Source organism: Bacillus cereus group sp. MYBK227-1, assembly GCF_051916325.1.
In the GTDB taxonomy this organism is placed as follows: domain Bacteria; phylum Bacillota; class Bacilli; order Bacillales; family Bacillaceae_G; genus Bacillus_A; species Bacillus_A cereus.
Window position 1 is genome coordinate 46,665 of record NZ_JBQAGK010000003.1, and the last position, 24,533, is coordinate 71,197.

A 24,533-nucleotide genomic window follows, 5' to 3' on the forward strand; every position below is an offset into this window, starting at 1 on the left:
AATCACCTTTCTACTTTTTAAAACTTAATGTGTTGTGATAATTTTTGCATATAAAAGGAACGAATTAAAAGGAAAAATAAAATTTCAACTGTTCCAAAAATCATAAGTACGACTGTAATTTCAGCAAAGAACGAGAGATGTAATATTTCTTGTAGCATCTTTGTCGCAAACATCGTATGGATTGATGCCATAATGTAAGGCACGAAGAAAAGAATCGCAAGCTGAATTGTCGCTGAACGTTTCATTTCAGTCTCAGTTAAGCCAATTTTCGTAATCGTTATATATTTTTCTTGCTCATTTGTTAAATCTGTATACATTCGGAAGTAAAGAACACTACCAGCACCGATAAAGAAAATAACACCTAAGAAAGTACCAATTAAGAAGAATGAGGCAACATTTAGTTTTTTCTTATATAGAGAATCGCTCGCTTCACTTGCATGGAAAGGTGGGTGCTCTGCTTGAATTGCTACATTATCGTTATGGATTTTTGTTATAAACGATGAACCGATATTATGTGCTTTTTCCCAATCTGTAACTTTGAAGTTATATACACTCATTTGTTTGGAAACTGTGGATAAGGCTTCTACATTTTCATCAGATAGTATGAGTAATTGGTATATTAAGCTGTTTGGGAATGGGCTATAACTTTTATATTCTTTCACTTGTAGTTGTAAATTGTTTTGAGTAAGTGTAAGAGTATTTTTCTTTTCTTCATTGTGAAGTGTTCCAATAACTTGATCATCTAAGTCTTTCATAAGAATATAAGATTCATTCTTATTTACCGTGAGTTTTTCCAAATTTAATGCTTTAGCAAGTACATTATAGTCACTTTGTTTAATTGCGTAATAGAGCTGCGTGTTATCTTCAGCTGAAGATACCTCATATATATCCGTTTTAAATTTTGTATAAGTAAAGTGCCCTTCATTAAATTTCTGCTCTAACCAGTTTAAATGTTCATCAGCTAATGTATTTTCAGTATGCGATAAATACGTAAACGGGAAAGGGTTTTGTCTAATTGCATCAAACTTTGTAAATTTCCCAAAACCGTATAAGAATGTAATCATTGTAAAAGCGAGTGTTGATAGCATCGCTACAATAAAGAGCATGTTAATGTTTGTCCGAATGCGCGCTGCTAAATCCGAAATCCAAAGCATATTAATTCGTTTCATATAAAACGTTCTTCGCGTTTTTAAAATACGAATAAGTAAAAAACTAATTTGTGAAAAGAAAAAGTATGTTCCAGCTGCAATAAGCGATGGGATGACAAATATACTAGAGACGGCGTATAAAAGCCCAATGATGTCACCTAGCGACATAAAATACAACGGATTTGCGGCTAACGCATATCCACATATTAAACACGTCGCACCAAATAGAGAGATGAGCACGGATGCTTTTCTTTCTTTTTGTTGTGTTCCTTCTTTTAAAAGACGTACGGCTTTTCTCGTACGAATGAGCATCGGTGTAAAAGATGATACGAGAATGAAGAGCCCAAGAAAGATGATGATAGTTAAAACGATAGCACTTGTAGGCGGATATAAATATAAACCAGGTACGTGTGTAATTTTGGCGGTAACTAATAAAAAGAACTGTGAAAAGACAACTCCAAGTTGAATGCCAAAAAATATAGAAAGAGCACCAATTAACATATTTTCTATAAATATGAGTCGCTTTAATTGTTTTTGAGATATGCCAAGTACTGTTAAAATCCCGAACTGTTTTTTTCGTACTTTTAAAAAGGTCCCGATTGAATACAGTAAAAAGAAAAATGAAAAGAACACAATGACAACTTCTGAAATTGTCATTAATATGTTCAGAGAATAATTCACGTCTGTCATATGCAATTTAGGATGAAATAAATAAACTGCAAATGAGAAAAAGATTGCGATGGAGAACGCACTGCTTACAAAATAGGCGAAATAAGCTCTGGCGTTCCGCGTCACGTTTTTAAATGCAAACTGCCAAAATGTCATTCACCTGAACCTCCTGATAGGGTGAAGATGAGAAGAGCATAAGAAATACTCTTTTCATCAAGTTTGTTTTAAATATTTTGTCCACTCGTGTATTGTGATAATTTTTGCATATAAAGTGAACGAATGAATATGAAAAATACGATTTCAACGAATCCAAAAATAATAAGAACGGCTGAAACCTCTTTGAACAGAGATAAACCAATTACATCTTGTAGCATTTTTGTTGCAAACATTGTATGAATGGATGCCATAATGTACGGAATGAAAAATAAAATACTAAGTTGAATGGTTGCAGATCGTTTCATCTCTGTATCTGTTACACCGATTTTAGAAATCGTTATATATTTCTCTTGTTCGTTCGTCAAATCCGTATACATTCTAAAGTAAAGAACGCTACCAGCTCCAATGAAGAAAATAACTCCTAAAAATGTCCCAATTAGGAAAAATGCAGCACTGCCTGATGTTATTTTGTATAACGATCCTGCTGATTCAAAGGAACGAATAAGAGGTCCTTCATACTGGGATTTATTTCGATCTTTTTGCACTTTTTCTATAAAATTATCAGCAATTTCATATGTCTGTTCCCAGTTTTGAATTTTGTAATTGTATGCTGATATATGCTTTACGGTGCTAGGTAAGTTATTTACGATAACATCAGGCAAAACTATCGTTTGATATGAAAAGCCAGATGGAATTGCATTCACATGCTCATAGCCTTTCACTCGTAATTTCGTATTTGTACTAGAGAGTGTAATGTAATCTCTTTTGTAGCTTTGCTCAAATTCGTTGAATATGGTGTTATAAGATGTCCCTGTTAGCACATATGCTTCGTTATCATCCATAAATAGTTGTTTCATTCGTAAAGAATCTGCAAGTTTGTTATAGTCACTTTGCTTAATTGCGTATACGTCATTATAAATAGCTATATCTTTATCTTCTTTTAGTGGTGTTTCATATATATCAGCTTTTATTTTTTGATAGGGGAAATGCTCTTTGTGTAATTGTTGCTCAAGCCAATTTAAATGCTCTGTAACAAAAGGGTTCGCATCATAAGAAAAATAAGAAATTGGAAAAGGAGAAGTTCTATTCACCTCTAGCTTAATAAATTTCCCGAATCCATATAGAAACGTAATCATTGTGAAAGCAATTGTAGATAGCATCGCTACAATAAACAGCATATTAATATTCGTTCGAATACGGCTCGCTAAATCCGAAATCCAAAGCATATTAATCCGTTTCATATAAAACTTCCTTCTTTTCTTTAAAATATAAATAAGTAAGAAACTAATTTGTGAAAAGAAGAAATATGTTCCAATTGTAACAAGCGTTGGGATAACGAAAATACTTGAAACCATATATATAACACCGATTTGCGGGCTTACTGATACGAAATATTTAGGATTTCCAGCTAACGCATAACCACCAAATAAACAAATCGCACCAAATAATGAAACAAGTATGGATGGTTTTCTTTCTTTTTGTTTTCCACCATTTGTTTTTAAAAGGTGTACTGCTTTTTTTGTACGAATAAGCATTGGTGTGAATGCAGATACAATGATAAAAAGACTAAGGAAAACAATGGTTGTTAAAATAAACGCGTTAGTAGGCCCGTATAAATATATTCCTGGAACATGGGTAAGTTTGGCTGTTACTAATAAGAAAAATTGAGAAAAAACAACTCCAAACTGCATGCCGAAAAAGATAGATAAAATCCCGATTAACATATTCTCCATAAAAATAAGACGATGTAATTGTTTTCTCGATATTCCTAAAATGGTCAAAATACCAAATTGTTTTTTTCTAACTTTTAAAAAAGTACCAATGGAATATAGTAAAAAGAAGAAAGAGAAAAATACAATTACTACTTCTGAAAATATCATTAATCCTGAAATTTCAGAGGTCATGTCAAAGTTTTGTAATTTCGGATGGAATAAGTAAACAGCAAACGAAAAGAACACAGCAATGGAAAAGGAGCTACTTACAAAGTAAGCAAAATAAGCTCTTGAGTTGCGCGTGACGTTTTTAAATGCAAATTGCCAAAATGTCATAGATTATACCTCCGGCTAGAAGATATAGAAGCAGTTGTATTGCAAAAAATGTATGAGAGTGAGTTCTCATACATTTTGCTTGCATATGTTACGATCATGCTTCGGTCACCTTCTCCGTATGTTCTGCTTGATTATTTGCAGCGTTGTGGAAGATGATTTTAATCGTCGTTCTTTTACCAACTTCAGAATCTAGTTTGACAGAGTGACCTAAATAATCACAAATTTTACTTACAATATAAAGGCCCATACCAGTAGATTCTCCGAATGCGCGACCGTTTTTCCCAGTGTAAAATGGTTCAAATACTCTTCGAATATCTTCTTGCGGAATACCAACACCTTCATCGCGAACTTCTAAAATAATATCTTTTCCGTTTCGGTAAGCAGATAAGAATACCTTCTTTCCGCGTTCCCCAGAGTAACGAACAGCATTTGTCATTAACTGATAGATGATAAATTTTAGCCATTTCGCATCAGAAGCAACTTTTAAATCAGAATGGACTTCTAAAACAGGGAAGACACCATTACGAATGAATAGTTCTTTTAATCCGTTAATATTTTTTGTTACCGTATCTTTTAATGAAATCGTCTCGACATGGAAATCTTCATGGAAGTTATTTAACCTAGCCATGTATAAAGCCATATCAAGTCCTTGGTTTAGACGCTCTAATTCTTTTTTAAACTTTGGAATTAAATGCTCGTCTTCCATTTCTAGCACCATAAGCTGCATAACAGAAACAGGTGTCTTCATTTGATGTACCCAATGGTTAATGAATAATTGATGTTCTTGTTGTTTTACTTCATACGATTGTAGTTCTTTTTGGAATAAACGGTACTGCGTACGTACGAGTTCATTGACACCGTGAGGCATCGGAGCAGTTGCTCTTTCAATAAACGCATCTTCCATTTTTTCTGGTTGCTCACTTAATCTATGGTACATTCTACGATTGCGAACGTAACGATAAGCGAGGAAACAAATAAATAAGTATAGGCTTAAAACGACGAAGTAAAATTTATTATTTTGAAATCCGTCTACTGCATCATAAAGAACGAAAATGATACCGAAGTTTAATACGTACAGTAGAAAAAATGCAAAATGATCACGTAAAAATAGCTTCATGCTTATTCACTCCAAGTTGCGTTAAAGCGATATCCAAGTCCACGTACTGTTTCAATAGAGTTTTCAATGCCAAGCTCATTAAACTTTTTACGAAGACGTGTAATGTTTACGTTTAATGTATTTTCCTCAACGAAACTTTCGTCATCCCAAAGCGCAGCTAATAAATCTTCACGGCTCGCTGTACGAGGGAATTTAGATAATAACATTTCTGCTAAAATTGCCTCTTTCTTCGTTAAAAGAACTTGTTCAGATCCAAAATGAATTTCTGGACGTTCAGGGAATAGTTTTAAACCTTCTACTTCAACGATACGTTCAGAAATATTTGGTGCATAATCACCGTAAATACGGCGTAATTGTCCTTTAATTTTTGCCATTACAACGTCGTAGTGGAATGGCTTTGTAATGTAATCATCCGCACCGCTTTCAATTGCCATAATTTGTTCCATCTCACCAGCACGCGCTGAAATGAAAATAATTGGACAAGTAGATTCATGACGAATTTGACGGCACCAGTAGAAACCATCGAATTTCGGTAAGTTTACATCAAGTAAAACAAGATGTGGTTTCACTGCGTTAAACGATTCCATAATATCATCGAAATTCTCCGCTACCACAGCCTCATAACCGTACTTCTGAATGTGAGATTGCAGTAATGATGAAATATTTGGATCGTCTTCAACGATTAAAATTTTATACATATGTATATTCCTCCTCAAAAAAACAATTGTAGCTATAGTGTATCATGTGTTTCAAGTCTTTTCATTATGTTGAAAGATAAGCTAGTAAACAGTATAGGTTAAAAGTGAGAAAAGTAAAAAGGGCGCTGGATGAAATTGACAAATAACGGTAATTGGTTTAATATTTAGATAAATATCTAAATGTCTAATTATCGAAAGGAAGAAAGACATTGAATCAAGCATTCAAAGCATTAGCAGATCCAACAAGGAGAAAAATTTTAGACTTATTAAAAGAAGGCGATCTAACCGCTGGTGAGATTGCTGAACATTTCAATATGACAAAACCAAGTATTTCACACCACTTAAATGCACTTAAAAATGCTGAACTTATTCAAGATGAAAAGAAAGGGCAATTCGTTATGTACTCTTTAAACACAACGGTCTTTCAAGATTTATTGACTTGGGTGTTTACATTTACGAATAAGGGGGAAGAGGGGAAATGAAAAAGCATCTTTTTGCAATCTTATTAATTGTTATAACTTGTTTAGCTTGGGCGTTTGCTTGGCCACATTTACCGGATACAATTGCAACGCATTGGAGCGGCGGTAAAGTAGATGGATATTCTTCTAAATTGTATGGAATGCTTTCTATGGTTGGAATTATGATTGTTTTATATATTTTTCTAAACGTGTTACCAAAGATTGATCCAAAGAAAGCGAACTACGAGAAGTTTTCTAAAGCTTTTATGATGATGAATAACGGGATACTACTGCTACTATTTGTAGGGAATATAGATATTATTACAAGTGGATTAGGATACAATTTATTCATTAATCGCGTGCCGGAATTATTAGTGGGTATTTTATTTATAGTCATCGGAAACTATTTACCACAATGTAAACCAAACTACTTTGTAGGTATAAAAACACCGTGGACATTAAGTAACGAAGAAGTGTGGAGAAAAACGCACCGTTTTAGCGGAAAGGTGTTTGTTGCATTGGGGATCATTATGATTTTAAGTGTTTTTGCACCAGTGGCGTGGAAATCTTTCGTAATGGTTGGAATTATGATTGGTGCAGTAGGATTAACGATGGGATATTCATATATTGCTTATAAAAAAGAAATAGGGGCCTAATAAAAAATTATGGGGGAGAGAGGATGAAAAGACACGTAGTACCATGGAGTTTAATTATTGGCATTGCAATTGGATGGTATATTGTATGGCCATATTTACCAGAACAAATTCCACGCCATTATAATGCAGCAGGAGTAGTAGATGGATATTTTTCTAAAATAGAAGCAAGTTCATTCTCGATAGGTAGTATGGTAGTGCTCTATATGATATGGCTAGTTTTTGGATTCATAAAAGATAAGTCTACACAGCAATCCAAAGTTCTTTCAGCGATTAATTATGCCATTCTCTTTATCGGATTTGGATGTAACATATTTGCACTATTAGCAGCGTCTAATTATATTGCATCGGGCTCAATTGCATTTAATTTTGGACTTGGAACATTGTTTCTTGTACTAGGTAATTACATGCAACAAACGAAGCCGAACGGGTTAGTAGGCATTCGAATGGACTGGACATTAGAAAATCCTGTAGTTTGGAGAAAAACACATAGATTTGCTTCGAGGGTATTTGTAATAGGTTCACTTTGTATATATGCCGGGGCTTTGCTTCCAGATCCATTTAATATTTTTATGGGGATTGGAATCATATTAATATGTATTATCGTATCAACAATAAAGTCATATAGTATTTATAAAGAAGAGTTGAAAATGTAAATAAAGCTGCTTTTCCTTTTAGGGAAGAGCAGCTTTGTTTTTTTAATCACTTCTTCAAAACCGGTATCCAAATTTCACTTTTAAAGTTTGGAGAAGATATATCTTTCTGTTCATTCCACAATATTTCCGGTCCTTCCGCTAGTTCATAGTTCGAAGAAGGGAACCATTCAGAATAAATACGCCCCCACACATTTTGTAATGCATCAGGAAATAGACCGACAGCTTCAAATATAGCCCATGTTGAAGCTGCGACTTCGAGTTGTTTAAACTGCTCTGGACAATCCTTTGTTGTGGCTACTCCAATATAGTGATCAAGTTCTCCTTTTTCCTCCATTCTTCCTTCAGAAAAATTAGTAGAAGCACTAATAATTCCAGTAGGTTCAATGTTCGAAAGGGACTTTAATGTTTGAATAGACCCTGGGTTTAAACTTTTCCACATAGAAGCAATTTCTTCATTTACACCGTTAAAAACGATTGGTACTCGTTTTGTAATACCTATAATTCGAAATGGCTCTTTTTCTTCAATTCGATAGTTCATTTCATTTCCTCCTTGAATGGATAATTGGAAGGTCATTGGTGAATAAGCCTTCAAAGAATGGCTACTATTTCGGGCCTCTGAAGGTGTTATACCGTGCAAGTTTTGAAATGCACGAGCGAATGAATCTGGTGAGTTGTATCCATATTTTATAGCGATATCAATGACTTTTACATTGCTGTTTTTTAGTTCAAAGGCAGCGAGAGTAAGACGTCTACAGCGAATATATTCTGATAGTGATATGCCAGCTAAAAAAGAAAACATTCTCTTGAAATGATATTCGGAGCAGTAAGCTATTTTTGCGACTTCTTTAAAATCAATTTCATGTGTAAGGTTGTTTTCGATATACTGCATTGCAGCATTCATATTTTTAAGTGAATCCATATTATGACCTCCTCTGTACATAGAATAGCAGGAACGAAATAGCTCCATCCGACATTTCGTGCACAACTTTGTAGGTGCATTTTTTACCTTACAAAATTGTAATGTTCCTGTAAGGAGAATGAATGGATGGTATGATATCCCAATGTTATAGTAACAAAGTACTTTAATTCATTACGTTAACTTTTTGATTTCTTTACTTATGTGCCTTACATAACTGTCATGTTTGTGTAAGAAACATCGATAGTGGTAAGAGTAGAGAGTGTATATAGTTGAAAATAGAGAATAGAAGAAATGAGGGATGTCGAGATGAAAACAGTATTAGAAGCAAAAAATATTGAAAAAGTATATGACACGGGTGGTAATAAATTTGCAGCGTTAAAAGGTATTAACTTACAAGTAAAAGAAGGTGAGTTCGTTGGAATTATGGGACCTTCTGGTTCTGGTAAGACGACTTTACTAAATGTTCTTTCTACAATTGATAATGCGACGAACGGTGAAATTTTAATTGATGGAAAAGATATTGTGAAAATGAATGATGATAAGTTAGCGTTATTCCGCCGCGATCATTTAGGCTTCATTTTCCAAGATTATAACTTATTAGATACGTTAACAGTGAAAGAGAATATTGCTTTACCACTTGCGTTATCAAAGGTGAAAGCGAGTGAGATTGATCGCCGCGTTCTTGAAATCTCAAAGAAATTTGGTATTGATCATATTTTAAGTCAGTTCCCATATCAAGTATCTGGTGGACAGAAGCAGCGCTGCGCAGCATCACGTGCAATCGTTACGAATCCAAGTATGATTTTCGGAGACGAGCCAACTGGAGCGCTTGATTCTAAATCTGCAACAGATTTACTTGAAAGTATGAAGTCATTAAATGAATATGATAACTCAACAATTTTAATGGTAACGCATGATGCATTTGCAGCAAGTTATTGTAAACGAGTTATTTTCATTAAAGATGGTGAACTATATAAAGAATTGCACCGTGGTGAATCAACGCGTAAACAGTTCTTCCAAAAAATTGTTGACGTAATGTCTTCTATTTCTGGAGGTATGGCTGATGACCTTATCTAGCATTGCCCTCCGCAACATACAGCGGAACTTTAAAGACTACTTTGTATATTTCGCATCTATGATTTTTAGTATCGTTATTTATTTTACATTTAAAGCACTGCAATATAATTCACAAATGGAAAAAGCAGCAGAAGCTTCTAAAAAGATTAGCGGAGCGTTCCAAGTTTCCAGTGTGATGCTTATCATTTTCGTAGCAGTGTTCATTATATATTCGAACGGATTCTTTACACGTAAACGTAAAAAAGAAGTTGGCTTATATTCGTTATTAGGTATTCGTAAAAGACAAATTGGTAAAATGCTCTTTTATGAAAATATGTTAATGGGATTAATGTCATTAGTAATCGGGATTGCGATTGGTAGTGTCCTTTCGAAATTATTCCTTGAGTTATTAGTAAATATGATGGGATTAAATTTAAATGTTCATTTTGAAGTACCGATGGCTGCTATTATTGATACAGCAATTATTTTCTTTGTGATTATTTTATATACATCACTTCAAGGATATCGTTTAATTTATCGCTTTAAGTTAATTGAACTTTTCCGCGCAGAACGTGAAGGAGAAACAATGCCAAAAGGGTCTGTCATTATGGCATTAATTTCAGTTGTCTTAATCGGTTCAGGTTATTTCTTAGCATTAATGTTCATGAAGGCAGTTAAATATGCAGACTTTATGGCAGTTGCACTTTATATTTTACTAGCGACAGTATTAGGTACGTACTTACTATTTATGTTCTTTACAGTATTCGTATTGAAACGTGCAAGAACGAATAAATCATCGTTTTATAACGGTATGAATATGGTAACGACGTCACAGCTACTATATCGTATTAAAGGAAATGCAAAATCACTTGCGACAATTTCTATTTTAAGCGCGGTAACATTAACGGCGGTTGGTACGTCTGTTACGATGTATTACAACACATTTACGCAATCAAAAGCAGCTATGCCATACAGTTATTCTTACGAGAAAAAAGATGCAGCGCTTGATAAGAAAGTAAATACAATTTTTGCAGAAGAGAAGAAAGATCACCCGATCAAAGATCAATTTGAAATTGAGACAGTTCCTGTAAAAGGGAAGTTTGAAGGAGACAAAGTTGAGTTCATTCTGAATATGAATTACACGATTTCAGAGAAATATCAGTTAATGTCTCAGTCGGAATTCAATAAACTTGCTAAGAAAATTGACGCAGAAACAGTGAATGTAGCTGCTGATGAAGCATTTATATATGATAGTTCGTATATGGAAGGGCATGAGTTTAGTCCACAATATAAAGGAAACAAAGCAGTATTCCAAATTGGAAACGAAACGAAGCAATTAAAAATCCAAGGTGCAAATGACATTGCGATTACAAATTTAGGTGAATTAGTTGTTGTCGTTTCAGATGAAATGTATGAACAAGCGAAGCAAGCATTTGGAACACGCGTTGTAAAAAATATTGATGTAAAAGATGAAAAAGATAGTAAAGTGTTAACAGAAAAATTAACAAAAGTGATGCCAGCTGGTGAATCAGAAATGGTGCCATCATTTAGAGATTTCTACACTGGTTTCCATATGGGGCTTGAAGGAACAGGATTAATGATGTTCATCGGAATGTTCTTAGGACTTGTATTCTTACTAGCAACAGGTTCTATCATTTACTTTAAACAATTAACAGAAGCAAATGCTGATCGTGAGCGTTATGTTGTACTTCACAAAATAGGGGTCACAAAACAAGAAATGAAAAAAGCTATTGCAAAACAAGTAAGCTTTATCTTTGCGATTCCGTTAGTAATCGGAATCCTGCACAGCTTGTTTGCATTAAAAGGTTTAGGGAACATATTACCATTTGAAATTATGATTCCGCTTCTCATTAGTATTGGAGTATACGGTGTCATCTATATTGGATATTACTTCTTAACGGTTCGTTCTTATTATAAGATCGTGAGTGCGAAGTAATAAGGGGCAGCTATCGCTACACGCGATAGCTGTTTTTTTTATTCTTCATAAAATCTTAAGAAACTTCCTCAATTTTTATTAAGAAACGATAGTTATACTTAGACACAAGTTAAAAACTATCGAACGAATGAGGAGAGGTTTACATGCAGCTCATTACATTTTTACATGAATTTATAAAGCATCCAAAACATACTGGTGCAATTGCGCCAAGTTCAAAAATATTAGCAAAGAAAATGGTCGATGTAATTGATTTTAATAAAGCGAAATGTATTGTAGAGTTAGGGCCTGGCACAGGGGTTTTTACGAAAGAGATTATGAAGAGAAAAAAGAAGGAAACGATATTTCTTCTTATTGAAATTAATGAAGTATTTTTCAAAGAATTAAAAAGAAAGTTTAAAGATGAGCAGAATGTCATTGTTGTACACGGTTCAGCTGAAAATATAAAGAAGTATATGGAGGAGCTCAATATAGAATGCATTGATTACGTTTTATCAGGGTTGCCTTTCACTTCTTTACCAGAAGAAGTTTCAAAGCGCATTTTAAATAATGCGATGGAAGCGATACATGAGAATGGTGAGTTCATTACATTTCAATATTCACTTGTGAAAAAAGGGTTTATACAGCATTTCTTCCCTGAAATTACACTAGAAAAAGTATGGCTCAATTTCCCGCCAGCCTACGTCTTTAGTTGCAAAAAAGAACTAAGGAGAGCATATGCATAATGGAATTACATGAATTATTATCTTATATTGAACAATACGGTTATTGGGCTTTATTTTTCTGTTTATGGTTAGGGATTATCGGTATGCCAATTCCAGATGAAATGATTGTTATGAGTGGTGGTTTCGTATCTTCAGTAGGTATATTAAGTGTTTTTCCTTCATTCGTATTAACATATTTAGGTGTTGTATCAGGGCTTTCTTTAGGATATATATTAGGGAAGGTTTTTGGAACGAAGGTACTCCATAAATTAATGAAAAAGAAAAAAGCGAAGTATTTGATGAAATCACAAGAAATGGTTGATAAATACGGACAGTACGCGTTAGTTACAAGCTATTTCATACCAGTTGTAAGACATATCGTACCGTATTTAGTTGGGATGAATAACATGTCATTTCGGATATATGCTTTGTATTCCTATACGACAGGATTTGTTTGGACACTCGTTTATTTTGTGCTCGGTTCTTTATTTGGACAACATATTGAAAGGATTGTAGCAGCTGCGATAGAGTATGGTTTGTATTTTGGCGGGAGTATTGCATTGATTGTGAGTGTGTTTTATTTTTACAGACAAAAAAGAAATACAGTGATGAGTAAATAAAGGAGGCGGCAGCCTCCTTTTATTATTAATATGGCTTTATTTATCGAAGTGCTGATGCAAAGCCCTGTGACATTAAGAAAAAGTTAAGAAACCGCACGAGTTTTTATTAAGAAATGCTCTCTATACTTAGAAAGGTCTTATAGAAAAACATAATGAAAGGCGGAATATAGATGAAAAGATTTATTTTAGGATCATTACTTGTCATCATAGCAGGAGCGGCATATTTGTTAAATGGGAGTGCTACAGTAGATTCCATGAATCCGTTTCTTAAATTAGAATATCGTTATGCGGTAATTGATAACGATGGAAAAGATTTAGGTGGAAATAAAGGCCGTGCATACACAGTGAACACATATGATAAGGATGGAAACGAAAAAAGAGATAACAATTGATGGAGTGGATACATTGCAAAAAGGTTCCTATTGGCATGTAATTACGAGAGGAAAGTCTGTGCACGATAAGGTACAAATAGAAGAAGAAATAATTCCTGATGGCGCGAAGGTGAAGTTAGGATTGTAAGTATAAACCCGGTTCTAGATGAGAGAATCGGGTTTGTTATTTTATGGTAAAATGATAAAGGGGGAGGGCGAGAGGTATGCTACTCATTGTTAGCCTTATATTAATTGGGATTATGTGCAGTATGAGAATAGTATCCTTACATATGATAGAGCGACAAATGATAGAAGAGCGATATGTATATTGCCCAAAATGTGATGCGAAAATTAGAAAAGGGAATTCGGCTCCTTTTTGTTCGAAATGTAATTTAATATTTTAACTATATTAAATCCAAAATCAATTCTTATGATTTTGGATTTTTCTTTTTAAGAAAATATTAAGAAACCCCATTACTATTTGTTAAGAAAATGTATCTATACTGAATTCTGTTGCTTAAAGAGAACATCACGAATTATAACAGGAGGTACAAATAGATGAAAACAATGTTAGAAGCGAAAGGGATTTCGAAAATATATGATACAGGCGGGAATACGTTTGAAGCGTTGAAAGATATTCAACTGAAAGTGAAAGAAGGAGAGTTTGTCGGTATTATGGGACCGTCTGGTTCTGGTAAGACGACACTTTTGAATGTTCTTTCTACTATTGATACGGCTTCAAAAGGTGAGATTTTAATTGATGGAAAAGATATTGTGAAGATGAATGATGATGAATTGGCACTTTTTCGCCGTAATCATTTAGGATTTATTTTTCAAGATTATAACTTATTAGATACGTTAACAGTGCGAGAAAATATTGCATTGCCACTTGCTTTATCAAAGGTGAAGGCGAGAGAAGTAGAATCTCGCGTTGAGGAGATTGCAAAGAAGTTTGGGATAGATCATATTTTAAATCAGTATCCGTATGAAGCTTCAGGCGGACAAAAACAACGCTGCGCGGCATCAAGAGCGATTGTAACAAATCCAAGTATGATTTTTGGAGATGAGCCAACTGGTGCGCTTGATTCGAAGTCAGCGACGGATTTATTAGAAAGTATGAAGACATTAAATGAAAAAGATCTTGTAACGATTTTAATGGTAACGCATGATGCGTTTGCGGCAAGTTATTGTAAACGAGTTGTATTTATTAAAGATGGAAAGTTATATAAAGAATTACATCGCAAAGAGATGACAAGAAAACAGTTCTTCCAACAAATTATTGATATGATGTCTTCAATCTCTGGGGGTGCGGCAAATGAGCTTATCTAGCATTGCCCTTCGTAATATAAAACGAAATTTTAAAGATTATTTTATATACTTTGCTTCCATGATTTTTAGCATCGTCATTTATTTTACGTTTAAGGCGTTGCAATACAATTCACAAATAAGTGAAGCTGGAGATAACATTGGACGAGGATTCCAGCTTGCGAGCGTAATGCTCATTATTTTCGTTGCAATATTTATTATATATTCGAATGGTTTCTTTACACGAAAGCGTAAGAAAGAAATAGGTCTTTATTCTTTACTCGGTATTCGAAAAAAAGAAATAGGTAAAATGCTGTTTTATGAAAATATGTTAATGGGTTTATTATCATTAGTAATCGGAATTGTAATTGGTAGTTTACTTTCAAAAGGATTCCTAAAGCTACTTTTAAATATGTTAGAGCTACATGTAAATGTTCATTTTGAAGTACCAGTTGGAGCGGTTATAGATACAACAGTTATTTTTTGTCTCATCATTTTATACACATCGTTTAAAGGATACCGCGTTATTTATCAATTTAAGTTAATCGAGCTATTCCGTGCAGATAACGAAGGCGAAGTCATGCCAAAAGGTTCGAAAATAATGGCTTTCATTTCTTTATTATTAATTGGATCAGGTTATTTCTTGTCAGTAACGGCTATTAAAAATGTGAGCGGTGATAACTTTATGCCCCTTGCACTTTACATTTTATTAGCGACAGTACTTGGAACGTATTTATTATTTATGTTCTTTACCGTTTTTGTATTAAAAAGAGTGCGAAATAAAAAATCCGCATTTTATAACGGAATGAAAATGGTTACGACGTCTCAGTTACTATACCGCATTAAAGGAAATGCAAAATCGTTAGCAACAATTGCCGTATTAAGCGCAGTAACGTTAACGGCGGTTGGAACTTCTGTAACGATGTATTACAACACATATATGCAGGCGAAGAAATATCATCCAGTTAGTTATTCTTATGAAAAGAAAGATATGGAATTAGATCGTAAAGTAAATGAGATTTTAAAAGAAGGACAGAATGAAGTCATTCATCAATATGAATTAGAGACGGTAAAAGTAGTAGGAGAATACGGTGATGGCACTTCATTACAATCAAGAACAACAGAACTTATCGCACAATCATCATTTAATACAATCGCAAAATATTTAAATGAAGAAACTTTAGATTTAAAGAAGAACGAATTGTATGCATTTGATGGCATGTACAGTGAAGGTAAGAGAGATAGTGGCGTATATAAAAATCGAAAAGCTACATTCCCAATTGAAGAAGTAGCACCAGTACAAGTGAAAGATGTACAAGCAAAAAACATTACAAACTTATATGAACTTCTAGTTGTCGTTCCGGATGAAGTGTATGAGCAAGCAAAGAAGACAATTGGCTCTCATACTGTGAAAAATATTGATGTGAAAGACGAAAGAAATAGTAAAGTGTTAACGGAGAAATTAAAGAAAGTAATATCGGAAGAAGATGCAGAAGGAAGAGAGCAATTCAGTGACTTCTATACAATATTCCGCAGCGGTATTGAAACGTCAGGGTTAATGATGTTTAGTGGTATATTCTTAGGACTTGTATTTTTACTTGCAACAGGCTCTATTATTTATTTCAAACAATTAACAGAAGCACATGCAGATCGTGAACGTTACATCGTTCTTCGAAAACTCGGTGTCACGAAAAAAGAAATGAAAAAAGCCATTGCGAAGCAAATGAGATTTATCTTCTTTATTCCTTTAGTAGTTGGTATATTACACACTTTATTTGCGCTCAAAGGATTAGCGACAGTTATTCCGTATGAAATTGCAGTTCCGTTACTAATTAGCATCGGGGTGTATAGTGTTATTTATATTGGTTATTATTGCTTAACAGTTCGTTCTTATTTCAGGATTGTTAGTAAATGAAAATAAGGTATACAGTTTTTGAAAAAGCGAAAGAGAGCATAGTGAAAATTATGTTCTCTTTCGCTTTTTTTAGTTAAAATGAGGTGTGCATGAAAATGGTATTTAAATGGAGTGTTATTTCTTTCTATGGGAATGGGTTGGCTTGAAATTGATTAAGGCCTATTAACAAAGATATTTCATCATGTTAGTGAAGTGGCTTGGAAGTTAAACCATAAAGTACTGTTGATGAACGATAAAGGAAAAACTGTATGGATGTTAACCTTTTTAGAGAAAGATATCCCAGCTAATTTAGTTTGGAAGATTGAAAGAATAGATTGAAAATAGATGAGAATTGGAGTGCATATGATGGAGACACAAATCGTTATTGGAGTACCTGGTTTATGGAAATCTAGAACAGAATTAATACAAGAAGTTGTGAGTAAAAGTAACTATATATTAGCGGGAAATGTGATGCACCATAAGGAGAAAGAGATTGGCTTTGAAATTGATATATATGAACAAGACCCTTCTTTGAGAGAGGCTTTCTTCTATGCAGGTGGGGAGCGTTTTGATGAAGAATTGCTTCAGGAGTTGGAGAAGCATACTTATACAGTGTATGTTATTGCAAAAGTTGACGATACAGAGAGATTACAAGAAGTAATTGATGTAGGAATGGAACTTTTAAATGCAGGTGGACTTGCTTTAAAAGTTGAAACAGCAGGTGTAGCTTATTCGAAAGAAGAATGGCAAGAGCTTGCAGAGGATAAGGAAATCTTTCCGATGTATTCGCACCTTGTAACTTTAGTTGGAGATGAAGAAGACGGTTATTATTCATGTGGAATGCAAGCATTTAATCTACCAGACGTTGTTTTAGACGGAGGGATAGATCCGGAAGTAGCTGTAGATTTATTGAATGATTTTAACCTACATAATATATTGGAAAAACCTAATTTGAAAGATGGAGATACAATTAGTTTCACAGAAGATGCTCCAGTGTATCGTTTATCTCATTATATAGATAAACGTTATGAACAAGAGGATCCATTTTATAATCCGTGTGGGGTATGGAAGTTAGAGAGTGCTTCGGCAAAGAAATCTATCTTTCAAAAATTGGGGAGTGTGCTAAAAGGATGGAAAAATACATAAAAGAACAGAGAAGTATATGTGATAAATATAAAGCGGAGTATGTAGAATCTCCGAATGACTTGAAATTAGGAATAGCGCAAAATGTGAAAGATGGTATCGCTCCGATTAATGGGTTACGAATGCCTATAGAAAATGGAACGACAGGTTGGTACATTTGGGCTGGTGAAGAAATGGGGAAAGAAGAAGATTTCTTTCTTCCTTTACACGTTCAACATATTGATGAATGGGCACCTGAAATAAAGAAGTATTTAGGGTTACCACCTGGTTGGAGATTTTTAATTGCTGGAGATTTATGATCCGAATTTGTTTGATGAAGATTTAGAAGAGGATGCAGATGAATGGGAAGAAAATATGCTACAAGAGTATGGATGGTACATGCATAGCATATTAGCAGAAGATATTGATGGCATCCATGCTAATTATCATACGCATGGTCTAAGAGATAACTTTAATCATCAAGATTTACAAATAGCATTAAATATGGATCCTGAAGTCGCGCATAGTGTTTTTTGTACCATAATAGAAGAAATAAAGAGCGGAAAAAAGTTTGAACAAGGGATTGAGTATACGAATATTATTGAAGGATATCCCATTATTATGAAGTCTTTCGTAGAGATGGATCGAGAAGTTTTGAGGGTTTTATTACCTGATGAAAGAGGGATTCTTCCTACGAGGCCAGAGTGTGATGAATGTTATAAGACTCAATTGGATGATATTGAGGAGAGTTGATAAAAAAGAGCTTGAAACTATTCAAGCTCTTTTTTATCACTATTTATGTCCTAAAATATGCTCAATCTCATGCAAACTTAATTTACTTGCCTTAGCAATCGTTTCAAGTGGTATACCAAGATCATACATATTTTTAATCATTTGAATTTTTCCCTGCTGAACTCCTTCTTTTCGACCTTTTTCAATGCCTTTTTCAATGCCTTTTTTAATTCCTTGTTTCATCCCTTGTTCCATTCCTCTTTTTATTCCTTCTGTCTCTGCATGGGCGAATTTTGCTGCTTCATCCATTAAAACTTTCTCCCTTGCGTCATAGGCTTGCCGGAAAGAAGAATCTTGACTCATACGTTCCCATTTATTTATCGCTTTTTGTAAAATAGGATCTTCGTTCATAGCAATATCCTCCAATAGCTTAGTTAAGTGCTCATCCTCATTTGCTGAAAGCAATAAAAGCCAACGAACAAATGGATCTTTCCACGGATTTACTTTTTCTTCATGCCATTGTTCAGTTAACTTTGGAATTTCTATAATGTGGATTTCTATGTCTTCACTCAGGAGTTTTTGTTGTTGTGTATTCCATAATATGCTCGTTGTATGGAAGGCTGGGTGTTCCGAAAACATTACGAAGTTTAGTAAGTTTATGGTGATGGTTTTGTGAAGTGCACTGTAGGGCATCCCTTTTTGTAGTTGAGATGTGTATAGTCTTCCCCAATAATATAAACTGCGTTTAACCATATCGTGATTATTATTGAGTTGTATTTCTACATTAACTTTTGTTCCTGTGTCTAATGTCGCTGAAATGTCTAAAATAGATAACTTATCCTCTTCATATTCCCTGTGTAAATGTGGATCTTCTAGTTGTAGAGAAGCAATGGGCGACTCTAAAGACTCTTGTAACATAGCATTTAAAAATGCAATTAGAATATCTTCGCTACCATTCGTACCAAACAATTGTTTAAATGCAAAATCAATGCGTAAATTAACTAACTGTTGGTTGAACAAAGTTTGTCCTCTCCCTTATATGAAGGTACTTCTTTCCTTCATTGTACATAAAAAGAACTAGAGTATGCAAACAAGCCATTCTTCTATTTTTTAGTAGTTTTATTAGAATGTCACAGGTAAGTATGGTTATGTTATACTCTAGTGAAATTAAAAAATATTTTTGTTTATATCGGGGTGAAGATGATACATATGCAAAAAGATATTTTAAAACTATTAGATAAAAAGCAAAGTAACTATGAATTTCCTGCCTTTGATAATGAATATATGGATATTTCGCAAGTGAAATTCTCTCTTTTCTTTAAAGATACTAAGGATTGGTTAATGGTGTTTCAACTTGTTGGTGTAGGTTCATTAGGTGTATGTAATGATATTCAAGTATATGGAGATAGAATTACTCATTCAATGGGTGATGATTGCATTTTACAATTAAATGATGGCAATTATGAGTTATTTGATGATGAAGGTGAATTTATGCCGAATATTTATAACGGCAGTTTAAAAATTCGTGAGCATCATTTTGAATATGAATTTACAGAAGAGGATTATATAAATAATGGAATAGAAGTACAAACGACAGAGCATTATCCAACATACTTTATGCGTATGCTTGCTACTAATGAAGAAGTTAGAACATTATTATGGTGGAGTAAAGAAGAGATTTTAGAAGAGTTCGGTTTAGAAGGTAATTGGGAACTAGCGTATGAAACGGAAGAATGGAAACATGTTGAAGACGAAAAAGTAAGTGAAAATGAATTCTTCCAATCAGTAGCCGCTGCAATAGAGAAGAAAGATCCACGTATTATTGTGAAGAAGGATTCTAACACGCATTGGAGAAATTGGGTAGCGTTTGATTGTGACTGAAAAGGATAGGAGAAAGAATAATAAATGAAAAGAAGAAGAAAATCCGGAGAAAAAGTACAAATGCATCGTTTTGCACTACCTCTATGCTACGGAAGTGAAGCACCATATTATTATTACGAGGTAGCGCCCCATGAAAGAGAGGAACGCTTCCATTTAACATCAGAACTTTGCGTAATGGAAGATGAGCATTACTTTATTAGAGGTTGTTTAGAGATTCCTATCATTGATTACCACGAAAATTTCATATGGACTGTGTGGGTATCACTTAGTAAAGAAAGTTATGATGAAGTATTAGAAAAGTGGGATGAGAGAGGCCGAGAAAATAGTGATCCTTATTTTGGTTGGTTATCTGTAGAAATACCAGTTTATCCAGAAACATTAAATTTAAAAACAAATGTACATATAAGAGAAGTTGGAACGGCACCGTATGTTGAATTAGAGCCAACCGAGCATCCTTTAGCAATCGAACAAAGAAATGGAATTACTTTAAAGAGAGTTAAAGAAATACAAGAAATGATTCAAAGACATAGCTAGATTAGAAGAGAAAAAACGAGTGCTAGCACTCGTTTTTTTCTTTACACAACCGCAGGATTATAAATCATCGTAAAGTGTCCTGGTAATAATTCAATGTGACAAGGTGTATGAAGCGAACTTTCTCCATCTGTATCTACTTCTTTTTCTTCTTTCGTTTCAATATGAATGGATTTCGCTTTTACGTGGAAGATGTCATTTTCATTTGAATCCTCGAATAGTTTCTTTCCGATGTAATCTTTAAATGCTTGAATACCTGTTGATTTGACTACGAAAATATCAAGTGTTCCGTCATCACATTTTACGTTTGGAATAAAGGATGGAATACCACCAAGATATTCACCATTTCCAACCATGACAAGGACAGCTTCGTCTTCATATACTTGTCCGTCATAAGTAATTTTTACTGGGAATGTTTCAGCATTTTTTACAGTTCGAATTGTGCTTAAATAGTAACCGATTTTACCAAGCTTTGCTTTTTCATCTGCATCGATATTGTTTGATACTTCAGATACAAGACCAATCCCCCAGAAGTTTAAGAAATGTTGTCCATTTGCTTTTGCAACGTCAACTGGTTTTATATGTTCTTCTGTAATAAGTTTTGCCGCTTCTGCAATGTTTTGCGGAACGCCAAGTGTGCGAGAGAAGTCGTTGCAAGTTCCGCCTGGAATGATTGCAAGTGTAGGTCTAGTTTCAAGAGGTGCTAAGCCATTTGTGCATTCAAATACAGTGCCGTCACCACCAAAGACGATAATTAAATCTACTTTACTAGCAAACTCTTGGCAATATTTTGTTGCATCACCTTGCTTTTTCGTATGAAGGATATGTAAGTCAGGAAAAGCTGCGGCAAGAGGTGGTACGATTTTCGTTAAATTTGTATGTAAGTCACCTTGTCCAGCTTTCGGATTTACGATGAGGAGTACTTTTTCAAATTTTGTCTTTGTCATTTTTTTCTCTCCCTTTGTCTTTTACGAATTGTGATAGAAAATAAACTTCCACCAGTAATTGATGAAAGTTTATTTTATTATATTATTCCGTTACAACTGAAGCGATAAATGGTAAGTTACGATATTTTTCTGCACAGTCGATACCGTAGCCAACGATAAATTCGTCTGGAATTTGGAAGCCAACATATTCAGCTGTTAAGTCTACTTTACGACGTTCTGGCTTATCAAGTAATGTACAGAACTTGAGTGCCTTTGGTTTATGCATAAAGAAGTGGTCTTTTAGGAAATGAAGTGTTAAACCAGAATCGATAATATCTTCTACAACAATTACGTTTTTCCCAGTAATGTTTACGTCGATATCTTTTAGTAGTTTCACTTTTCCTGTTGTTTCTGTTTGATTTCCGTAGCTAGATGCAGAAATAAAGTCAATTGTTACATCATTTTTGATGTGACGAATTAAATCAGCAGCGAATACGAAAGATCCTTTTAATACAGCGATTACTACGATTTCTTCTCCCTCAAAATCACGTTCGATTTGAAGTGCTAGTTCTTTTACTTTTTCTTGTAATTGTTCTTCAGAAATTAAAGTGTCTTTTATTTCAATATTCATTGTAATCCTCCTACAGTGTAAAACTTATGAACATTTCGACTGTAAAGGATAGAATAGAAAAAGTCAAAGGAGATAGTAATTTTTTACAAAGATAACGACAAAATCATCTGATGATATGATATACTAAGTATATTAAGAAAACGCTTCCATAAAGGGTGAATATGATGAAGAAGAAACAGTACACAAGTGTAAAATTTATAAAAGCATTACTTTTAACAATTGTTTTTGGCCTGTTGGCTTACGTAATTGATGTACCTGCGATTCGTATTTCATTAATTGGAATGACTTTAGTGTTAGGAGCAATTTCGCACGGTATGATGTCGCAGCTAAAAGAAGCTGGACTTGATGATATGAGAGATCATATAGATAAAAAGTAAGAAACCTTCATTATATAGAGTGAAGGTTTTTTTGTTTCTTACAAAAATGTAAGGTAGTTGTAAGGCAAATCGATAGTTGCATAATAGCATTTTGGATAAACTATGGGTGTAAGGTAAAAGGCAAGCATATTTTAGGTAAATTAAGTTTTAGGCACTCTATATGTGAAAAAGGAGTAGGAGGGCATGGAGAAACGTTGGACGACCTTTTCTTTTTTAGCGACTAGTAACACCGTAATGCTAGATGGAAAAATGGATTTTTTGCACTTGTTTGATCGTGAAGATGATCATTCTTCTTCTAAATTTACAATGAAATGGAATAAATGGAGCGAGAGTTGTAGGTTTGAAGAAGAGGCCCCTAACGAAGAGCAAAAGATTATTTTAACAAACCCTATTAAAGCGTGGGTTGTTCAACGTCGTAAGTGTAACGTCAAAAATCACTTCAAGAAAACTGAGCCGAGACAATTAGTTATCGCTCCAGCCCGTTCTACTTCCAAATCACGCGAAAGTAACATGTAAATAATTGAGACACACACCCGAAAAAAACATCGTACATATTGCGATGTTTTTTTCTTTTTCTACAATGAAATCTTTAAATGAAATATATTTCATCTGCATCTTATATTTATATCTCTTGCTTATTCTAGTAATACATCCGGTGCGAGTTGATGAGAATAAAATATAAGGAGAGAATGAAAATGAAAAAGAGACTATTACCAATTTGTGCAATGGCACTTTTAACAGTAGGATATTCTTCAGTAGCGAGTGCAGATACTGGAACAGTAACAAAGGAAGAAGCGCAAGTGCAACAAGATAAAGCTAAAAAAGAAGAAGCAATTAAGGAACAGCAAAAGAGTGATGAGGAGAAAAAGCAAGCAGCGCAAGTACAAGAAAAAAGTGATATGGCTAAAAAAGAGGAAGCAATAAAAGCTGAGAAAAAAAGTGAAGAAGAGAAAAAGAGAATAGCGCAAGAACAGTTAAAAAACGATATGGCAAAAAAAGAAGCAGCGATAAAAGCCGAGCAAAAGAATGAAGTAGCTAAAAAAGAAGTAGCAAAGCCAGTTGTACAAGGTGAAAAATTACCAAATACAGCATCAAATAATGTAGCAATGATGGGATTAAGTGCATGTCTTGTAGCGGTAGGTACATTATTTGGTTTGAATCGTCGCAATAAGATTAAAGCGTAAATAAAATATTTTCCTATAAAGAATGGGATAATTTCATATATTAAAAATGGTAGGTTACTCCTACCATTTTTGGCATGGAGGAATGAAGAATGAAGTTACTCAATTATATCGGTATCATATTGATGGCTATAGGGCTATTCATGGGATCCTATTATGCTGTGGAATGGTATAAAGGAAGAAGCTCTGCCGGGCAATTAACTGCAGAAGAAATAAAGAGTCTTAAAAATATACAAGATACTCAACTTTCTCGTGAAACACCTGTAACTTCTCAAGTGCCTTCTTCTCAAACAGAACATAAAGAAGGAGAAAAGGTAGCGATGTTAAACATACCAAAAATAAAGAAGAAGTTTTCTATATATTGGGGAGCGGATGATACGACTTTGAAAAAAGGAGTGGGTATGTTCGTTAGTGATTTAACGACAACTCCATCTGGAGGGGGACATACTGTACTAAGTGGACATCGAGATACTGTATTTACAGATTTAGGAGAGTTGAAAGAAAAGGATACCCTTGTTTTAGAGTATGATAATAAAACGTACACATATGAAATTCAAAAGACATGGATTACTCATGCGGATGATCGTACTGTTATTATAAAAAAAGAAGAACCGATATTAACACTGACAACTTGTTACCCATTTAATTATATAGGGAATGCACCAGATAGATATATTATCGAGGCGAAGTTAACTGGCAGTTATTCAAAGTGAAATTATAGTTTCT

25 protein-coding genes and 2 pseudogenes are annotated in these 24,533 nt (G+C 34.1%); 19 read left to right on the forward strand and 8 right to left on the reverse strand.

The annotated features are described in order from the left end of the window. Window positions 1-17: 17 nt before the first annotated feature. The 4 genes from ACTFRM_RS13430 to ACTFRM_RS13445 form a co-directional block, all read right to left on the reverse strand. Window positions 18-1,973: an ABC transporter permease gene (locus tag ACTFRM_RS13430; RefSeq protein WP_086401991.1), complete on the reverse strand. Its 1,956-nt coding sequence runs from the start codon at window positions 1,971-1,973 to the stop codon at window positions 18-20. A gap of 68 nt (window positions 1,974-2,041) precedes the next feature. Further along, window positions 2,042-4,021, reverse strand: coding sequence for an ABC transporter permease (locus ACTFRM_RS13435; RefSeq protein ID WP_086401990.1), 1,980 nt, complete (start codon window positions 4,019-4,021; stop codon window positions 2,042-2,044). 94 nt (window positions 4,022-4,115) lie between these two features. Next, window positions 4,116-5,138, reverse strand: a complete 1,023-nt coding sequence (locus ACTFRM_RS13440) for a sensor histidine kinase (protein WP_440043401.1) — start codon at window positions 5,136-5,138, stop codon at window positions 4,116-4,118. Between the two features lie 2 nt (window positions 5,139-5,140). Next, window positions 5,141-5,836 (reverse strand): response regulator transcription factor, encoded by a 696-nt coding sequence (locus tag ACTFRM_RS13445; protein WP_000276738.1) that lies wholly within the window; start codon window positions 5,834-5,836, stop codon window positions 5,141-5,143. A gap of 209 nt (window positions 5,837-6,045) precedes the next feature. On the opposite strand from ACTFRM_RS13445, the gene ACTFRM_RS13450 reads away from it, so the two are divergent. Genes ACTFRM_RS13450 through ACTFRM_RS13460 form a run of 3 tightly spaced genes read left to right on the forward strand, consistent with a single transcriptional unit; the run spans window position 6,046 to window position 7,603 of the window. Next, the gene (locus tag ACTFRM_RS13450; protein ID WP_001070523.1) at window positions 6,046-6,318 is read left to right on the forward strand and encodes an autorepressor SdpR family transcription factor; all 273 of its coding nucleotides are present in this window, start codon (window positions 6,046-6,048) and stop codon (window positions 6,316-6,318) included. Continuing rightward, window positions 6,315-6,950: an SdpI family protein gene (locus ACTFRM_RS13455; RefSeq protein WP_322372439.1), complete on the forward strand. Its 636-nt coding sequence runs from the start codon at window positions 6,315-6,317 to the stop codon at window positions 6,948-6,950. Before ACTFRM_RS13450 ends, ACTFRM_RS13455 begins: the two co-directional genes overlap by 4 nt. 23 nt (window positions 6,951-6,973) lie before the next feature. After that, window positions 6,974-7,603: an SdpI family protein gene (locus ACTFRM_RS13460; RefSeq protein WP_000820683.1), complete on the forward strand. Its 630-nt coding sequence runs from the start codon at window positions 6,974-6,976 to the stop codon at window positions 7,601-7,603. A 46-nt stretch (window positions 7,604-7,649) separates the two neighbouring features. Here the strand turns inward: ACTFRM_RS13460 and ACTFRM_RS13465 are convergent, their stop codons facing one another. Then, the gene (locus ACTFRM_RS13465; RefSeq protein ID WP_322372437.1) at window positions 7,650-8,522 is read right to left on the reverse strand and encodes an AraC family transcriptional regulator; all 873 of its coding nucleotides are present in this window, start codon (window positions 8,520-8,522) and stop codon (window positions 7,650-7,652) included. Between the two features lie 306 nt (window positions 8,523-8,828). Here ACTFRM_RS13465 and ACTFRM_RS13470 point away from each other — a divergent pair, with 306 nt between their 5' ends. The 10 genes and pseudogenes from ACTFRM_RS13470 to ACTFRM_RS13515 all read left to right on the forward strand — a co-directional run bounded on the left by ACTFRM_RS13470 (window position 8,829) and on the right by ACTFRM_RS13515 (window position 18,301). After that, window positions 8,829-9,599 carry an ABC transporter ATP-binding protein gene (locus ACTFRM_RS13470; RefSeq protein ID WP_000859655.1) on the forward strand — a complete coding sequence of 257 codons (771 nt, stop codon included), beginning with the start codon at window positions 8,829-8,831 and terminating at the stop codon, window positions 9,597-9,599. After that, window positions 9,586-11,535: an ABC transporter permease gene (locus tag ACTFRM_RS13475; RefSeq protein ID WP_000176164.1), complete on the forward strand. Its 1,950-nt coding sequence runs from the start codon at window positions 9,586-9,588 to the stop codon at window positions 11,533-11,535. The genes ACTFRM_RS13470 and ACTFRM_RS13475 overlap by 14 nt, the downstream gene beginning before the upstream one ends. A gap of 143 nt (window positions 11,536-11,678) precedes the next feature. Next, on the forward strand, window positions 11,679-12,257 hold the full coding sequence (locus tag ACTFRM_RS13480; RefSeq protein WP_001176064.1) for a class I SAM-dependent methyltransferase: 579 nt from the start codon (window positions 11,679-11,681) through the stop codon (window positions 12,255-12,257). Next, window positions 12,257-12,856, forward strand: a complete 600-nt coding sequence (locus ACTFRM_RS13485; RefSeq protein ID WP_000418935.1) for a DedA family protein — start codon at window positions 12,257-12,259, stop codon at window positions 12,854-12,856. Before ACTFRM_RS13480 ends, ACTFRM_RS13485 begins: the two co-directional genes overlap by 1 nt. A 170-nt stretch (window positions 12,857-13,026) precedes the next feature. Then, window positions 13,027-13,375: pseudogene (locus tag ACTFRM_RS13490) on the forward strand (YxeA family protein). Window positions 13,376-13,451: 76 nt separating this feature from the next. Continuing rightward, window positions 13,452-13,631, forward strand: a complete 180-nt coding sequence (locus ACTFRM_RS13495) for a hypothetical protein (RefSeq protein ID WP_000924676.1) — start codon at window positions 13,452-13,454, stop codon at window positions 13,629-13,631. A 154-nt stretch (window positions 13,632-13,785) separates the two neighbouring features. Further along, window positions 13,786-14,556: an ABC transporter ATP-binding protein gene (locus ACTFRM_RS13500; RefSeq protein WP_255914348.1), complete on the forward strand. Its 771-nt coding sequence runs from the start codon at window positions 13,786-13,788 to the stop codon at window positions 14,554-14,556. Further along, complete coding sequence (locus ACTFRM_RS13505) at window positions 14,543-16,447, forward strand: ABC transporter permease (protein WP_000059440.1); 1,905 nt, start codon at window positions 14,543-14,545, stop codon at window positions 16,445-16,447. The genes ACTFRM_RS13500 and ACTFRM_RS13505 overlap by 14 nt, the downstream gene beginning before the upstream one ends. Window positions 16,448-16,792: 345 nt before the next feature. After that, the gene (locus ACTFRM_RS13510; RefSeq protein WP_119684049.1) at window positions 16,793-17,572 is read left to right on the forward strand and encodes a DUF4261 domain-containing protein; all 780 of its coding nucleotides are present in this window, start codon (window positions 16,793-16,795) and stop codon (window positions 17,570-17,572) included. Beyond that, a pseudogene (locus ACTFRM_RS13515) lies at window positions 17,557-18,301 on the forward strand (DUF4262 domain-containing protein). Before ACTFRM_RS13510 ends, ACTFRM_RS13515 begins: the two are co-directional and overlap by 16 nt. A 39-nt stretch (window positions 18,302-18,340) precedes the next feature. Here the strand turns inward: ACTFRM_RS13515 and ACTFRM_RS13520 are convergent. Continuing rightward, window positions 18,341-19,300 carry an Rpn family recombination-promoting nuclease/putative transposase gene (locus ACTFRM_RS13520; protein ID WP_088322476.1) on the reverse strand — a complete coding sequence of 320 codons (960 nt, stop codon included), beginning with the start codon at window positions 19,298-19,300 and terminating at the stop codon, window positions 18,341-18,343. A gap of 189 nt (window positions 19,301-19,489) precedes the next feature. Between ACTFRM_RS13520 and ACTFRM_RS13525 the strand changes: the two genes are divergently transcribed. Together ACTFRM_RS13525 and ACTFRM_RS13530 are read left to right on the forward strand one after the other, a co-directional pair. Then, on the forward strand, window positions 19,490-20,161 hold the full coding sequence (locus tag ACTFRM_RS13525) for a DUF7003 family protein (RefSeq protein ID WP_053563485.1): 672 nt from the start codon (window positions 19,490-19,492) through the stop codon (window positions 20,159-20,161). A 24-nt stretch (window positions 20,162-20,185) separates the two neighbouring features. Further along, complete coding sequence (locus ACTFRM_RS13530) at window positions 20,186-20,695, forward strand: DUF2199 domain-containing protein (protein ID WP_088322475.1); 510 nt, start codon at window positions 20,186-20,188, stop codon at window positions 20,693-20,695. A gap of 41 nt (window positions 20,696-20,736) precedes the next feature. Here the strand turns inward: ACTFRM_RS13530 and ACTFRM_RS13535 are convergent, their stop codons facing one another. Both ACTFRM_RS13535 and hpt read right to left on the reverse strand, forming a co-directional pair. Further along, window positions 20,737-21,639, reverse strand: a complete 903-nt coding sequence (locus ACTFRM_RS13535) for a diacylglycerol/lipid kinase family protein (RefSeq protein ID WP_000167893.1) — start codon at window positions 21,637-21,639, stop codon at window positions 20,737-20,739. Window positions 21,640-21,721: 82 nt separating this feature from the next. Then, a complete protein-coding gene (hpt, locus tag ACTFRM_RS13540) occupies window positions 21,722-22,249 on the reverse strand; it encodes a hypoxanthine phosphoribosyltransferase (RefSeq protein ID WP_001019306.1) in 528 nt (175 codons plus the stop codon). Window positions 22,250-22,410: 161 nt separating this feature from the next. Here hpt and ACTFRM_RS13545 point away from each other — a divergent pair, with 161 nt between their 5' ends. The 4 genes from ACTFRM_RS13545 to ACTFRM_RS13560 all read left to right on the forward strand — a co-directional run bounded on the left by ACTFRM_RS13545 (window position 22,411) and on the right by ACTFRM_RS13560 (window position 24,520). After that, complete coding sequence (locus ACTFRM_RS13545; protein WP_440043403.1) at window positions 22,411-22,626, forward strand: hypothetical protein; 216 nt, start codon at window positions 22,411-22,413, stop codon at window positions 22,624-22,626. Window positions 22,627-22,809: 183 nt separating this feature from the next. Then, complete coding sequence (locus ACTFRM_RS13550; RefSeq protein ID WP_000415613.1) at window positions 22,810-23,142, forward strand: hypothetical protein; 333 nt, start codon at window positions 22,810-22,812, stop codon at window positions 23,140-23,142. Between the two features lie 179 nt (window positions 23,143-23,321). After that, complete coding sequence (locus tag ACTFRM_RS13555) at window positions 23,322-23,810, forward strand: LPXTG cell wall anchor domain-containing protein (RefSeq protein WP_000746708.1); 489 nt, start codon at window positions 23,322-23,324, stop codon at window positions 23,808-23,810. A gap of 89 nt (window positions 23,811-23,899) precedes the next feature. Beyond that, window positions 23,900-24,520 (forward strand): class D sortase, encoded by a 621-nt coding sequence (locus ACTFRM_RS13560; protein WP_000771595.1) that lies wholly within the window; start codon window positions 23,900-23,902, stop codon window positions 24,518-24,520. Window positions 24,521-24,533: the final 13 nt, after the last annotated feature.

What these genes read in the sequence shown, in the direction of transcription:
- ACTFRM_RS13430 (WP_086401991.1), bottom strand. Translation starts at nt 1,973, where the DNA reads ATGACATTTTGGCAGTTTGCATTTAAAAACGTGACGCGGAACGCCAGA.
- ACTFRM_RS13435 (WP_086401990.1), bottom strand. Translation starts at nt 4,021, where the DNA reads ATGACATTTTGGCAATTTGCATTTAAAAACGTCACGCGCAACTCAAGA.
- ACTFRM_RS13440 (WP_440043401.1), bottom strand. Translation starts at nt 5,138, where the DNA reads ATGAAGCTATTTTTACGTGATCATTTTGCATTTTTTCTACTGTACGTA.
- ACTFRM_RS13445 (WP_000276738.1), bottom strand. Translation starts at nt 5,836, where the DNA reads ATGTATAAAATTTTAATCGTTGAAGACGATCCAAATATTTCATCATTA.
- ACTFRM_RS13455 (WP_322372439.1), top strand. Translation starts at nt 6,315, where the DNA reads ATGAAAAAGCATCTTTTTGCAATCTTATTAATTGTTATAACTTGTTTA.
- ACTFRM_RS13460 (WP_000820683.1), top strand. Translation starts at nt 6,974, where the DNA reads ATGAAAAGACACGTAGTACCATGGAGTTTAATTATTGGCATTGCAATT.
- ACTFRM_RS13465 (WP_322372437.1), bottom strand. Translation starts at nt 8,522, where the DNA reads ATGGATTCACTTAAAAATATGAATGCTGCAATGCAGTATATCGAAAAC.
- ACTFRM_RS13470 (WP_000859655.1), top strand. Translation starts at nt 8,829, where the DNA reads ATGAAAACAGTATTAGAAGCAAAAAATATTGAAAAAGTATATGACACG.
- ACTFRM_RS13475 (WP_000176164.1), top strand. Translation starts at nt 9,586, where the DNA reads ATGACCTTATCTAGCATTGCCCTCCGCAACATACAGCGGAACTTTAAA.
- ACTFRM_RS13480 (WP_001176064.1), top strand. Translation starts at nt 11,679, where the DNA reads ATGCAGCTCATTACATTTTTACATGAATTTATAAAGCATCCAAAACAT.
- ACTFRM_RS13485 (WP_000418935.1), top strand. Translation starts at nt 12,257, where the DNA reads ATGGAATTACATGAATTATTATCTTATATTGAACAATACGGTTATTGG.
- ACTFRM_RS13495 (WP_000924676.1), top strand. Translation starts at nt 13,452, where the DNA reads ATGCTACTCATTGTTAGCCTTATATTAATTGGGATTATGTGCAGTATG.
- ACTFRM_RS13500 (WP_255914348.1), top strand. Translation starts at nt 13,786, where the DNA reads ATGAAAACAATGTTAGAAGCGAAAGGGATTTCGAAAATATATGATACA.
- ACTFRM_RS13505 (WP_000059440.1), top strand. Translation starts at nt 14,543, where the DNA reads ATGAGCTTATCTAGCATTGCCCTTCGTAATATAAAACGAAATTTTAAA.
- ACTFRM_RS13510 (WP_119684049.1), top strand. Translation starts at nt 16,793, where the DNA reads ATGGAGACACAAATCGTTATTGGAGTACCTGGTTTATGGAAATCTAGA.
- ACTFRM_RS13525 (WP_053563485.1), top strand. Translation starts at nt 19,490, where the DNA reads ATGCAAAAAGATATTTTAAAACTATTAGATAAAAAGCAAAGTAACTAT.
- ACTFRM_RS13530 (WP_088322475.1), top strand. Translation starts at nt 20,186, where the DNA reads ATGAAAAGAAGAAGAAAATCCGGAGAAAAAGTACAAATGCATCGTTTT.
- ACTFRM_RS13535 (WP_000167893.1), bottom strand. Translation starts at nt 21,639, where the DNA reads ATGACAAAGACAAAATTTGAAAAAGTACTCCTCATCGTAAATCCGAAA.
- hpt (WP_001019306.1), bottom strand. Translation starts at nt 22,249, where the DNA reads ATGAATATTGAAATAAAAGACACTTTAATTTCTGAAGAACAATTACAA.
- ACTFRM_RS13545 (WP_440043403.1), top strand. Translation starts at nt 22,411, where the DNA reads ATGATGAAGAAGAAACAGTACACAAGTGTAAAATTTATAAAAGCATTA.
- ACTFRM_RS13550 (WP_000415613.1), top strand. Translation starts at nt 22,810, where the DNA reads ATGGAGAAACGTTGGACGACCTTTTCTTTTTTAGCGACTAGTAACACC.
- ACTFRM_RS13555 (WP_000746708.1), top strand. Translation starts at nt 23,322, where the DNA reads ATGAAAAAGAGACTATTACCAATTTGTGCAATGGCACTTTTAACAGTA.
- ACTFRM_RS13560 (WP_000771595.1), top strand. Translation starts at nt 23,900, where the DNA reads ATGAAGTTACTCAATTATATCGGTATCATATTGATGGCTATAGGGCTA.